Below are 12,209 nucleotides of genomic sequence, written 5' to 3'. Positions count from 1 at the left end.
TCTTCCGATCTCCCGCCGAGGGCGGCGAGCTGGCGGACCAGCCAGGCGTCCACCGCGTCGCCGCCGTCCAGCATGGTGGCCTGGGCGAAGCTCAAGCCCTCCACCAGCGGCGTCACGGGCGCGTGCGCCAGCGGCAGCCCGGCCAGCGCTCGTGCCGCCTCGAACGCGGCGAACAGCGCCACTTCGCGCCCGCGCGCCAGTTCCTCGCCCGCCCAGGCGGGCATGGCGGCGGCCTCGGCGTCGGTGCGGGCGATGCGGTGGGCGATGGACGCGGTGTACAGGCGCGCGGGCGCATCGGCGGGGTCGAACAGCACGAAGGACGGATCGGCGTCGGCAGCCGGTTCGGACGTGGAATGGGCGGTTGGCACGGACAGCTGGCTTGAAAGGGTCGAGGGCACGGCAGGGGCGGCCGGCGATGGGACTTGTGGCTTGTGCCGGATCAGCCCGCCGCCGCGCGGCAGTCCTGCGCCTGCTGGGCGATGGCCAGGCCCCGGCGCACGGCGGCCTGCGGGTCGGCGGCCTGGGTCACGGCGCTGACCACGGCGTAGCCGTCGGCCCCGGCGGCCATCACGCCGGGGGCGCGCTCCAGGCTGATGCCGCCGATGGCCACCGTGGGGTAGCGCGGGCGGCAGCGCGCGACCCAGTCGGCCAGGCGCTGCAGGCCCAGCGGGCGGTAGGGCATGACCTTGAGCGTGGTGGGATACACCGGGCCGAGGGCGATGTAGCTGGGGCCGAGCGCGTGCGCCCGCGCCATTTCGCCCGGCGTATGGGTGCTCACGCCCAGGCGCATGCCGGCGGCGCGCAGCGCGGCGAGGTCGGCCAGCAGCAGGTCCTCCTGGCCCAGGTGCACGCCGTAGGCGCCGGCGTCCAGCGCCTCGCGCCAGTGGTCGTTGACGAACAGCTGCGCCCCGGCCTGGCGCGCGGCTTCGGCGACGCGGGCGATGTCGGCGCGCAGGGCCGCGCCCTGCAAATCCTTGATGCGCAGTTGCAGGGTGCGCGCGCCCCAGTCGAGCACGCGCAGCGCCCAGTCGGCCCCGGGCAGGATGGGGTAGAAGCCGGGCGGCGCGGCAAGCGGGGCGAAGGCCGGCGCATCCGTCTGCGGCAAGCCGCCTGGCGCGGGATGCCGGGGAAAGCTGCCGCTGTCCAGCACGGCAGCGGGGTTCACCAGCGGGCGGGCTTCGGGTGCCGCGCGCCAGGCCTGAGCGATGCCGGCATGGGTGCGCCACTGCGCCTCGACCACCGCGTCGGCCACGCTCCAGCCCTGCGCCAGCATGGCCGCCAGCACGGCGGCGTACAGGCAGCCGGTGCCGTGGGCGCCGCGGGCCAGGCGCGGCACGGCGAAGGCCTGCGCGCCGTCGCGGGTGAGCAGCCAGTCCACGCTGTGCGGGCCTTGCGCATGCCCGCCCTTGAGCACCACCGCCTGGGTGCGCCCCTGCCCCAGCCACTGCGCGCGGATGGCGGCCAGCCAGCCGGGCGGCATCGCGCCGCCGTCGCTCCATGCGGGAAGGCCCAGCAACTGCGCGGCCTCGACGCGATTGGGGGTGATGACGGTGGCGGCCCGCGCCATGGCGGCCAGCGCGCCGGCGCCGGCCTGCAGCAGCGGCACGCCGCCGGCGCTCGCGGCCAGCACCGGGTCCCACACCACGGGGCCGTCGGTGAACGCGGCGCAGAAGGCGGCCACTTCAGCCGCCACGTCCGCCTCGCCCAGCATGCCGACCTTCACCGCAACCGGCTGCCCCTCGGCCGTCAACGCGGCCAGCGCCGCGCGCAGCACCGGCACCCCGGTGGGCACGACCTGCTGCACGCCCTGGGCGTTTTGCACCGTGAGCGCGGTGCACACGCTGGCGCCCCTGCAGCCCATGGCCTGCCAGGCCGCCAGGTCGGTGGTGAGCCCGGCGCCGCCAGTGGGGTCGTGGCCGGCGAGGGTGAGTAGGAGCGGAGCGGGTGCGGGGCTGGGCATGGGAGGAGAACCGTGATTCAACAGGGATTCAAGAACGATGGTGGCGCGGACGCCCGTTCGGGGCGATGATGCATGGAAAGAATCTGTCGCTTGACTTCAAGTCCGCTTCAATTCCTAGGATGCGCCCGTGACCAGCGATTTCATCTCCATCGGGGAGCTTGCGCGACAAACGGGCCTGAGCACGCACACGCTTCGCTATTACGAGGCCGAAGGCGTGCTCAGGCCGGTGGCGCGCGCGGCAAGCGGCCATCGGCGCTATGCGCATGAGGACGTGCTGTGGCTTGCGTTCGTGCTCAGGCTCAAGCGTACCGACATGCCGATCAAGGAAATTCGGCGCTACGCCGAACTCCGCGCCCAGGGGGACGTGACCTCGCCCGCGCGGCTGGCGATGCTTCAACTCCATCGCGAACGTCTGGCCACCAGGATGCTTGAGTTGTCGACTTGCGCCGGCGCCCTCGACGCCAAGATTCAAACCTATCTGGCGATGATGGACGAACCGCCGGCGCGCACCAGGACCCCGAACCATGAACCCGCAAGCGACTGAACAGCCCGCCCGCCACGACCCCGACACGCGCTATGCGCGCGGCTGGGCCAAGCTGCGCGAAATCGACGGCGAGGCCGGCGAGCGCGTGATCGACGCGCTGAAGGACATCGCCCCCGATTTCGCGCGCTACATCATCGAGTTCGGCTTTGGCGACATCTACGCCCGTCCGCAGCTCGACCTGAAATCGCGCGAGATCGGCGTGGTGGCGGCGCTGACCGCGCTCGGCCATGCCGCGCCGCAGCTCAAGGTTCACATCCACGGCGCGCTCAACGTCGGCTGGAGCCAGCAGGAGGTGGTCGAGATCATCATGCAGATGGCGGTGTACGCCGGCTTCCCCGCCGCACTCAACGGCCTGTTCGCGGCGAAGGAAGTGTTTGCGGAGCGTGCTCCCACGCCAGCGTGAGAACGCATCGAGCGATGTGCGACGACGCCGGCGGGCCACCAGCGTCGGGCAACCGCCACCCTGTTTCGGCGCAAGCCCGTGGCGCATCCCGCTGCGGGGACTCGGCTCCGGCCTCCCCATCGCTCTATGCGCCATCGGCTTCGACGACCGTGCCCTGATGAAAGAGGATCTGCCATGTCTCGGCCGTCCGGCGCCAGATCGTCGAGCGGCGCGTGACCCGGGCGCCCTGGACGAGGGTATAGGTCAGCAAGTAGCTGCCTTGGGCGATTTCCCGGCAGTGGAAATCCCGCGCTTCCCAGACATCTTCTTGCGGGTTCATGCGGCGCTGATCGAGAACGTCGAGCACGTGGGCGCGGCTGTAGCGCCGGCCCGAGGCGCCGACTTCCCAGAAGCCAGCGTCCGTCATGGCCTCGAAGTCCGCGCGCGTGGCCCCATGCTCGGGATGGTGAAAGATGGGTTCGCGCGCAATCAGTTCTTGAAGAATGGGCAGCAGGCGGTCTTCGGTGACGAGGTCGGGCTCCATGCCGGTCTGGGTAGGAAAGCGCGTAGGCACGAAGCAGCAGGGATGCGGGAAAGCGTGCGGAAAACGGTGGGACAGTGGCGCTTCGTGCGAACGGCCCTGCATCACGCCCCTGCCTCGTGCCAGAACGGCATGCCCACCGTGGGGGTGGAGGCCTGCGCGGTGTCGCGCTCGGGCATGGCGCCGGCCAGGAACCCGAGGCGGCCGGCCTGCACCGCCTGGGCGAAGGCGACGGCCATGCGCACGGGGTCGGCAGACTCGGCCACGGCGGTGTTGAGCAGCACGGCGTCGAAGCCCAGTTCCATGACCTGGGCCGCGTGCGAGGGCCTGCCCAGCCCGGCGTCGACGACGAGCACGGCATCGGGCAGGCGCTCGCGCAGGGTGCGCAGCGCGTGCAGGTTCTGCGGCCCGCGGCCGGAGCCGATGGGCGCGGCCCAGGGCATGACGGCGGCCACGCCGGCGTCAAACAGGCGGCGGGCGAGCACGAGGTCGTCGGTGGTGTAGGCGAACACGGCGAAACCTTCGCGCACCAGGCGCTCGGAGGCCTCCAGGGTGCCGAAGGGGTCGGGCTGCAGGGTGTAGTCGTCACCGATCACCTCGAGCTTGATCCAGGAGGTGCCGAACAACTCGCGCGCCATCAGCGCCAGGTTCACGGCCTGCTCGGCGGTGTGGCAGCCGGCGGTGTTGGGCAGCAGGTGGCAGCCCAGCGCGGCGATGCGCTGCCAGAACGCCTGGCCGCCGCCGCTTTCCGGCTGCAGGCGGCGCAGGGCGACGGTGAGCACCTCGGCGCGGCTGGCGGCCACCGCGTCGTCGAGGACTTGCGGGCTCGGATAGCGCGAGGTGCCGAGCAGCAGGCGGGATTGCAGGGCGACGCCGGCAACGCTCCAGGGATCGGTGGCCGGCGTCCGGTCCTCCCCCTCCCGGCCTCCCCCACCGGTGGGGGAGGTGAGCACACCGCTGCGCGCAACTTCAGCTTGCCCCTCCCGGCCTCCCCCACCGGTGGGGGAGGTGAGCACACCGCTGCGCGCAACTTCAGCTTGCCCCTCCCGGCCTCCCCCACCGGGTGGGAAGTTGCGCGGCGCAGGCTGGCCCAAGCTGGTCTGCACCAGCGGTTCGGGGGCTGTGATGTCGGTGTCCATGGCCAATCTTCCTCGGTTCAGCCGCCCACCACCGGGGCGACGATGTCAATGCGGTCCTGCGCGGCCAGCGGCTGTTCGGCCCAGCGCGCGCGCGGGATGAAGGCGCCGTTGACGGCGCAGGCGAAGGCGCGCGGCGCGGCGTCGAGCCCGCGCTCGGCGAGCAGCGCGTGCAGCGTGCCTGCGCACGTCTGCACGGCCTGGCCGTTGAGCCAGAGGGTGCGCGCGGCGGACTCAGGCGGCATGGCGCAAGACCTCCTGCGGGCCGGGCCTGCCCAACAGCTCGGCGATGCCCTGCTCCACCTGCCGCACCAGCGCGGGGGCGATGAGGTAACCGTGGCGGAACAGGCCGTTGATGCGCCACACCCCGCTCGCATCCGGCCCGGCGACGGGATGGTGGTCGGGCAAGACCGGACGCAGGGCGGCGGCCAGGCGCAGCACGCGGGCCTCGCCGAATTCGGGGTGCAGGCTGTAGAGGGCGCTGCCGAGTTCGAGCGTGGAGCGCAGCGTGGGCGGGCCGGCGTCCTCGCTGTCGAGCTCGGTGGCGCCGACGACGAACTGCCCGCCGGGGCGCGGGGCGACGTAGATGGCGTAGCGCGGATGGATGAGCCGCACCGGGCGGCGCAGGCTCACTCCGGGCGCGAACACGGTGAGCACCTCGCCGCGCACGCCGTGCAGGCCGGGAACGCCGTTCCTGGCACCGATGCCGCGACAGTCCACCGCGAGGTCGAAACCGTGGCGCCTGCCCTGGGCGTCGACGAGCGCGGCGGGCTCCACGGCGTCGATCGCCGCGCCCTCGTGCCAGGCGCCGCCGCAGGCGGCCAGGCCGGCGTCGAGCGCGGCGGCCAGGGCGGCATAGAGCTGGTCGTTGGCGAGCTGGCCTTCCTGCGGCAGGAACAGGCCCTGCGCGAAGCGCGCGGCGAGCAGGGGTTCGAGCGCGGAAATCTGCGCGCCGCCGAGCGTCTGCATCGACGCCTCCTCGCCACCTGCCGGCAGGTGGGCGCGCAGCAGCGCGGCGTAGTGGTCGAGCGCGCCGCGGTCGGCGGCGTGCGCCACGACCAGCGTGCCCTCGCGGCGGAAATACACCTCGCGCCCGGTCTGCGCGTGCAGCTCGGCCAGCCACTGCGGCCAGATGGACAGCGAGGCCACGCCCAGGGCGTGGATGTCCGCGTCGGCCGCCGCAAGCTCGGCGGTGGGCGAGAGCATGGCCGCGGCGGTGGGACCGGCGCTGCTGCGGTCGGCGCGGGCGTGGGCGTCGAACAGCTCGACGGCATAGCCCGCGCGCAGCAGGCGCCAGGCCAGCAGCCGGCCGGCGAGTCCCGCGCCGGCGATGCCGATGCGGGGCGCCTCCCCCTCCCGGCCTCCCCCACCAGTGGGGGAGGTGAGCACACCGCTGCGCGCAACTTCAGCTTGCCCCTCCCGATCTCCCCCACGAGTGGGGGAGGTGAGCACACCGCTGCGCGCAACTTCAGCTTGCCCCTCCCGGCCTCCCCCACCGGTGGGGGAGGTGAGCACCGCGCTGCGCGAAGCAGGCTCCAGCGCTCCCTCCCCACAGGGTGGGGAGGGTTGGGGAGGGGAGGCCTCGGCGCGGCCCGGCGTGGTGTTCACAGATAGATCTCGCTTCCAGTCTTGCGGAACTCCTCGGCCTTGCGCGCCAGCTCCTGCTTCAGATCTCCCGCCGCGACTTGCGCCTGCGCCGCGCTGCGAATGTCCTGGCTGATTTTCATCGAGCAGAACTTGGGACCGCACATGGAGCAGAAATGCGCCGTCTTGGCCGCTTCCTTGGGCAGGGTCTCGTCGTGGAAGGCGCGCGCGGTGTCGGGGTCGAGCGCGAGGCGGAACTGGTCTTCCCAGCGGAACTCGAAGCGGGCGCGGGAAATGGCGTTGTCCCACAGTTGCGCGCCGGGGTAGCCCTTGGCGAGGTCGGAGGCGTGGGCGGCGATCTTGTAGGCGATCAGCCCCTGCTTGACGTCGTTGCGGTCCGGCAGCCCGAGGTGTTCCTTGGGCGTGACGTAGCACAGCATGGCGGTGCCGGCCCAGCCGATGTTGGCCGCGCCGATGGCGCTGGTGATGTGGTCGTAGCCGGGGGCGATGTCGGTGGTCAGCGGACCCAGGGTGTAGAACGGCGCCTCGAAGCAGTGCTTCAGCTCCTCCTCCACATTCACCGCCACCATGTGCAGCGGCACGTGGCCGGGGCCTTCGATCATCACCTGCACGTCGTGCTTCCAGGCGATTTGCGTCAGCTCGCCGAGGGTGCGCAGCTCGGAGAACTGCGCCTCGTCGTTGGCGTCGGCAATGCTGCCGGGGCGCAGGCCGTCGCCCAGCGAGAAGGTGACGTCGTAAGCCTTCATGATGTCGCAGATCTCTTCGAAATGCGTGTAGAGGAAGTTCTCCTGATGATGCGCCAGGCACCACTTGGCCATGATGGAGCCGCCGCGCGAAACGATGCCGGTCATGCGGTTGGCCGTCAGCGGCACGTAGCGCAGCAGCACGCCGGCGTGGATGGTGAAGTAATCCACCCCCTGCTCGGCCTGCTCGATGAGCGTGTCGCGGAACAGCTCCCAGGTGAGGTCCTCGGCCACGCCGTTCACCTTTTCCAGCGCCTGGTAGATGGGCACGGTGCCGATGGGCACGGGGCTGTTGCGCACGATCCATTCGCGGGTTTCGTGGATGTGCTTGCCGGTGGACAGGTCCATCACGGTGTCGGCGCCCCAGCGGATGGACCACACCATCTTGTCCACCTCGTCCTCGATGTCGGAGGTGACGGCCGAGTTGCCGATGTTGGCGTTGACCTTGGTGAGGAAGTTGCGGCCGATGATCATCGGCTCGATCTCGGGATGGTTGATGTTGGCCGGAACCACCGCGCGGCCCGCGGCCACTTCCTGGCGCACGAATTCGCCGGAAATCTCATGCCGCACGCCGAACCAGGTGCCGCGGTGCTGGCCGCCGTTCTGCGTCAGGGTGTCGGGCAACTGCGCGCGCAACAGGTTTTCGCGCAGCGCGATGTACTCCATCTCGGGGGTGACGATGCCTTGGCGCGCGTAGTGCATCTGGCTGACGTTGGCCCCAAGCTTGGCGCGGCGCGGCGCCGGAGGCGCGGCGAAGCGCAGCGCGGCGGTGGCGGGATCGTGCGCGCGTTGCTGGCCGAAGGTGCTGCTGGGGCCGGCGAGCTGTTCAGTGTCGGCGCGGGCGGCGATCCACGCGGCGCGCAGCTTGGGCAAGCCGGCGCGCACTTCGATGGCGGCCTGCGGGTCGGTGTAGGGGCCCGAGGTGTCGTACACCCGCAGCGGCGCGTTTTTCAGCAGGCGCGTGACGGTGGGCGACTCCTGCATCAAGGTGTCGGACAGCGCGATTTCACGCCAGGGCACGCTGACGCCTTGCGGGCCTTCGGTGTAGACCTTGCTCGAGGCCGGAAACGGAGTGCGGGTGATGCGGCTGGACAGGCGCTCGGGATCGACGGCGCGGCGAACTTCGGACATGGTGGCCTCCTGGAGTGGTTGGCCTGCCGAAGCGCATGGGGCGACTTGGTTTCCTACGCGGGGATGGTCCCGATCAGGTTCAGCGGATTTCGCAGTGTTGCGATCTCAGCCAGGCAACTTCCGATGCACGGCACTCCGACAAGCAAAGCCAAGTATAGGCCGCACCGAGCATGCCCTGCGCAACGACCGCGCCAGTCTCGCGGGATTGCACCCCACCGATCAGAACCCCGAACCCGGCTGCTGGAGAAAGACGAGTTCTTCCGGGCTGCTGGCACGGCCGAGGATGGCGTTGCGATGCGGAAAACGGCCGAAGCGGGCAATGATGGCGTGGTGGCGCTGGGCGAAATCGAGGAAGTCTTCGAAGCGCGCACGGTTGACTTGCGGCGCGGCGTCGCGCAGCGCGGCGAACAAGGCCACCGACTGCTCCTGCACCGCAAGCTCCTCGGCATGCTCGAGCGGCAAATAAACGAACACGCGCTCGATGGGCCACAGGCGCGCATCGTCCCCCGCGTCCACCATCGCCAACGCCTGGCGCAGGGCTTGCGGATCAGTGGCGAAGGCCCGCGGCGTGGCGCGAAACAGATTGCGCGGGCACTGGTCCAGCAGCAGGAGCAGCGCGAGGGCGCCGCGCGGGGAGTTCGCCCAACTCGCCAGCGCATCCGCAGCCGCCTGCAGCTGCAAGGCACCGAAACGGGCGCGGATGTCGGCGTCCACAGCGGCGTCCTTGCCGAACCACAGCGCACGACGCGCCGTCCAGGTGGCTTGGACGTCGTGCGGCGCCTCGCCAAACCAGTGGCGCAGCAGTTCGGCGGCTTTCGCGGGCGGATCGGCATGTGGCATGACGCGAGCCTCAGGCAGCGCGAGGGGCGGCCGGGTAGAGCCGGCGCGCAATCAACGCCCCGGCCGCCAACGCCAGCACCGTGCCCAGCAGCACGCCGATCTTGGCGGCGTCGAATTCCTGCGCATCGGCGTTGAAAGCCAAGCCGGCGATGAACAAGGACATGGTGAAGCCCACACCGCAAAACGCGGCCACCGGAGCCATCAAGCGCCAGGAATAGCCACGCGGCAGGCCGTCGGCCAGCCACGCCACCACACCCACGCCCGCGAGAATGCCGACGGGTTTGCCCAGCACCAGCCCCAGCGCCACACCCCAGGTCACCCTATGGCCCAGCAAGGCCAGGCCCGATGCTCCCAACGCCACGCCGGCATTGGCCAGCGCGAACAGCGGCAGCACCAGCCAGGAGACGTAGGGTGCGAGCGCATGCTCGACCTTGGCGCCGGCGCCACCCGCGCGGGTCTGCGGCAGCAGCAAGCCGGTGAGCACGCCGGCAACGGTGGCATGAACGCCGGACTTGAGCACGAACAGCCACAGCAGCACGCCGAGCAGCAGATAGGGCCAGGCGCGACGCACGCCGAAGCCTTGCAGCAGCACCATGAGCAGCGCGGTGGCCACCGCGGCGGCCAGCATGGCACCCGAGATTTGCGCGGTGTAGAACGCGGCGATGATGAGCACCGCGCCAAGATCGTCGAGCACCGCCACCGCGGTGAGGAAGACCCGTGCCTGTGGCGGCAAGCCGCGTGCCAGCAAGGCCATGAGGCCGAGAGCGAAAGCGATGTCGGTGGCAGCGGGAACGGCCCAGCCGCCCAGGGCCGCCGAGTCGCCAAGATTGAGCGCGACGAACACCAGCGCCGGCACCACCATGCCGCCGAGTGCGGCGGCCACCGGCAGCGCGCGGGCACGAGGGTCGGCCAGGGCGCCGAACAGCCATTCGCGCTTGATCTCGATGCCCACCTGCAGGAAGAACAGCGCCATGAGCGCATCGTTGATCCACAGCAGATTGCTTTCCACCAGATGCAGCGGGCCGAGATGCACGCCCCAGGTGGTTTGCAGCAGACCCTGCCAGAGGGCGGCCAGCGGGCTGTTCATCAGCACCAGACCGAGCACCGCACTGGCCGCCAGCATCAGGCCGGAGCGGGCGGCGGCGTTGCTGGCGTTGTTCGGTGCAGTAGCGGCACTCATGCCCTTAGGCCCACGATGTGCCCGCTATGCGCACGTCAAGCACCCGTCATGTGCCCGTTGCGTGTGCGCGACGGTGCGCAAGGCGTCAGCCCTTGGCGTGTTCGCTGTAGCGCTTGGCGCTGGCGCTGATTTCGGCGCGGGCGGCGTCGGCGTCAGCCCAGCCTTCGGTCTTCACCCACTTGCCGGCTTCGAGATCCTTGTAGTGGTTGAAGAAATGCTCGACCTGCTTGAGCAATTCCGGCGTCAGGTCTTCGGGCTTGTGGATGTTGCGGTACATGGGCAGCAGCTTGTCCACCGGCACGGCGATGAGCTTGGCGTCGGGGCCGGCCTCGTCGGTCATCTTCAACATGCCCACCGGGCGGCAGCGCACCACGCAGCCGTGCACCAGGGGAATGGGGGTGACCACCAGCACATCCACCGGATCGCCGTCTTCCGACAGGGTTTGCGGGATGTAGCCGTAGTTGCACGGATAGTGCATGGCGGTGGACATGAAGCGGTCGACGAACAACGCGCCGCTGGCCTTGTCGACCTCGTACTTCACCGGCGGGGCGCCGGCGGGAATTTCGATGACCACGTTGAAATCGTCGGGCAGATTTTTGCCTGCGGGAACGTGAAGCAAGCTCATGGGAAGTTCACCTGGGTGGAAGAGAAAAAGACGGCCGCGGGCGCCACACGCACGCGGCCCTGCTCAGGGCGTTGCCGGAGTTGTGGGCGGATTGCCGGGAGGCGTGACCGGGGTCTGCGAGGTGTTCTTGTAGATGCCCTGCAGCTGCTGCGGCGTGATGATGTTGAACAGGGTCACCACTTTCTTCACGCCCGACACCGCACTGGCCACGGCGCTGGCCTGATCGGCCTCGGCCTGGGTGACGATGCCCTGCAGATACACCACGCCGGCCGAAGTCGTGATCTTGAAGGCCTGCGAGTACAGCTGTTTGTCGTCGATGAACGAGGCGCGAACCTTGGAGGTGATGAAGGTGTCTTCGGCCTGTTGGCCCAAGGTGGAATTGGGGCCGACCACGACCTCGTTGAGCACGGCCTTGACGTTGGGAATGTCGGCCACGATCTGCTGCACCTGCTGCTTGTAGGCCTCGGTCGGCACCTGGCCGGTGATCAGCACCTGCTGGTTGTAGCAATTGACGCTGACATTGCCATTGCCGCGCAGGGCATTGCTGATCTGCGATGCGGCCTTGACCTGGATGGTCTGGTCTTCGAGCTGGGCGCCGACGGTGCGGCGGTCGGTCGCCACCAGCGCAGCGCCGCCCACGGCGGCGGCGCCCAGGATGAAACAACCCTGCAACTGGGTGGCGGCAATGGCGCCCATGAGCACCAGGCCGGCGCGGGACAAGGGCATCTTGCGAGACACGCGGCCCGCGTTGCGGCATGCGGCGTTGAACCATGTACTCAAGCGGAAAGTCGTGCGGTCAGTCATTGGAATCCTCCGGGTCGCCCATCAGGGTCCAGTCTACGCCGTCACAAATGCAGTGCAGCATGAGCAGGTGCACCTCCTGGATGCGCGCGGTGCGGTCGTGCGGCACGCACAGATGCACGTCCTGCTCGCGCAGCATCGCGGTCATTTGGCCCCCGCCCTTGCCGCTCAGGCCCACCACCAGCAGGTCGCGCTCCTGCGCGGCGCGCACGGCCTCCAGCACGCTGGGCGAATTGCCGCTGGTGGAAATGGCCACCAGTACATCGCCCGGCTGGCCCAGGGCGCGCACCTGGCGCGAGAACACCTGGTCGAAGCCGAAGTCGTTGGCCAGCGCGGTGAGGACGGACGTGTCGGTGGTCAGCGCAATGGCCGCGAGCTCCATGCGCTCGCGCTCGAAGCGGCCCACCAGCTCGGCGGCGAAGTGCTGCGAGTCGGCAGCCGAGCCACCGTTTCCACACACCAGAACCTTGCCGCCGTTGCTCACCGCATTGGCGATGCAGGCCACGGCCTGCGCCACAGGCTCGGCCATCAGGGCGGCTGCCTGCTGCTTCAGTTCTGCGCTCTCGCGAAACTGCTGTTGGATGCGTTGTTCAAGCATGGTTCGAGTACCAGGAAGAAAAGCAAAGGCCTCCATTATTCCCTGGGTCCGGATGGCTTGGCGGATGCAAGCCCATGCGCCGGCGTCGCTCTGTCAGTGCCGGGTGTACTCGCTTGCACTTGA

Annotated in this window: 13 protein-coding genes, 1 pseudogene and 1 riboswitch; of the genes and pseudogenes, 2 read left to right on the top strand and 12 right to left on the bottom strand. The window is 69.9% G+C overall.

The annotated features are described in order from the left end of the window. Positions 1 to 368, bottom strand: a pseudogene (locus ACYCUK_RS09710) (hypothetical protein); the annotation flags it as partial. A 71-nt stretch (positions 369 to 439) separates the two neighbouring features. Continuing rightward, on the bottom strand, positions 440 to 1,960 hold the full coding sequence (gene thiE, locus ACYCUK_RS09705; RefSeq protein WP_461594569.1) for a thiamine phosphate synthase: 1,521 nt from the start codon (positions 1,958 to 1,960) through the stop codon (positions 440 to 442). Positions 1,961 to 2,087: 127 nt separating this feature from the next. Here thiE and ACYCUK_RS09700 point away from each other — a divergent pair, with 127 nt between their 5' ends. Together ACYCUK_RS09700 and ACYCUK_RS09695 are read left to right on the top strand one after the other, a co-directional pair. Further along, the gene (locus tag ACYCUK_RS09700; protein ID WP_461594568.1) at positions 2,088 to 2,504 is read left to right on the top strand and encodes a MerR family transcriptional regulator; all 417 of its coding nucleotides are present in this window, start codon (positions 2,088 to 2,090) and stop codon (positions 2,502 to 2,504) included. Beyond that, on the top strand, positions 2,485 to 2,907 hold the full coding sequence (locus tag ACYCUK_RS09695; protein WP_461594567.1) for a carboxymuconolactone decarboxylase family protein: 423 nt from the start codon (positions 2,485 to 2,487) through the stop codon (positions 2,905 to 2,907). The genes ACYCUK_RS09700 and ACYCUK_RS09695 overlap by 20 nt, the downstream gene beginning before the upstream one ends. A gap of 124 nt (positions 2,908 to 3,031) precedes the next feature. Here ACYCUK_RS09695 and ACYCUK_RS09690 read toward each other — a convergent pair whose 3' ends face one another. The 10 genes from ACYCUK_RS09690 to ACYCUK_RS09645 all read right to left on the bottom strand — a co-directional run bounded on the left by ACYCUK_RS09690 (position 3,032) and on the right by ACYCUK_RS09645 (position 12,086). Next, complete coding sequence (locus tag ACYCUK_RS09690) at positions 3,032 to 3,430, bottom strand: nuclear transport factor 2 family protein (protein WP_461594566.1); 399 nt, start codon at positions 3,428 to 3,430, stop codon at positions 3,032 to 3,034. 101 nt (positions 3,431 to 3,531) lie between these two features. Next, positions 3,532 to 4,380 carry a thiazole synthase gene (locus tag ACYCUK_RS09685; protein ID WP_461594573.1) on the bottom strand — a complete coding sequence of 283 codons (849 nt, stop codon included), beginning with the start codon at positions 4,378 to 4,380 and terminating at the stop codon, positions 3,532 to 3,534. A 203-nt stretch (positions 4,381 to 4,583) separates the two neighbouring features. After that, entirely contained in the window at positions 4,584 to 4,808 is a 225-nt protein-coding gene (gene thiS, locus ACYCUK_RS09680) for a sulfur carrier protein ThiS (RefSeq protein ID WP_461594565.1), read from the bottom strand. Then, positions 4,798 to 6,171: an FAD-dependent oxidoreductase gene (locus ACYCUK_RS09675; protein WP_461594564.1), complete on the bottom strand. Its 1,374-nt coding sequence runs from the start codon at positions 6,169 to 6,171 to the stop codon at positions 4,798 to 4,800. The genes thiS and ACYCUK_RS09675 overlap by 11 nt, the downstream gene beginning before the upstream one ends. Then, positions 6,168 to 8,042, bottom strand: coding sequence for a phosphomethylpyrimidine synthase ThiC (thiC, locus tag ACYCUK_RS09670; protein ID WP_461594563.1), 1,875 nt, complete (start codon positions 8,040 to 8,042; stop codon positions 6,168 to 6,170). The genes ACYCUK_RS09675 and thiC overlap by 4 nt, the downstream gene beginning before the upstream one ends. Before the next feature lie 32 nt (positions 8,043 to 8,074). Then, positions 8,075 to 8,190, bottom strand: a riboswitch (TPP riboswitch). A 71-nt stretch (positions 8,191 to 8,261) separates the two neighbouring features. Next, complete coding sequence (locus ACYCUK_RS09665; RefSeq protein WP_461594562.1) at positions 8,262 to 8,882, bottom strand: DUF924 family protein; 621 nt, start codon at positions 8,880 to 8,882, stop codon at positions 8,262 to 8,264. Between the two features lie 10 nt (positions 8,883 to 8,892). Next, positions 8,893 to 10,062 (bottom strand): Na+/H+ antiporter NhaA, encoded by a 1,170-nt coding sequence (gene nhaA / locus ACYCUK_RS09660; protein WP_461594561.1) that lies wholly within the window; start codon positions 10,060 to 10,062, stop codon positions 8,893 to 8,895. A gap of 85 nt (positions 10,063 to 10,147) precedes the next feature. Then, positions 10,148 to 10,687, bottom strand: a complete 540-nt coding sequence (ppa, locus tag ACYCUK_RS09655; protein WP_461594560.1) for an inorganic diphosphatase — start codon at positions 10,685 to 10,687, stop codon at positions 10,148 to 10,150. Between the two features lie 63 nt (positions 10,688 to 10,750). Next, positions 10,751 to 11,491, bottom strand: coding sequence for a BON domain-containing protein (locus ACYCUK_RS09650; RefSeq protein WP_461594559.1), 741 nt, complete (start codon positions 11,489 to 11,491; stop codon positions 10,751 to 10,753). Continuing rightward, the gene (locus tag ACYCUK_RS09645; protein WP_112485709.1) at positions 11,484 to 12,086 is read right to left on the bottom strand and encodes a phosphoheptose isomerase; all 603 of its coding nucleotides are present in this window, start codon (positions 12,084 to 12,086) and stop codon (positions 11,484 to 11,486) included. The genes ACYCUK_RS09650 and ACYCUK_RS09645 overlap by 8 nt, the downstream gene beginning before the upstream one ends. Positions 12,087 to 12,209: the final 123 nt, after the last annotated feature.

It is taken from the genome of Thiomonas sp., from assembly GCF_054608695.1.
Note: the sequence above shows the minus strand (reverse complement) of the source record. Positions and strands in the feature narration are given on the sequence as shown.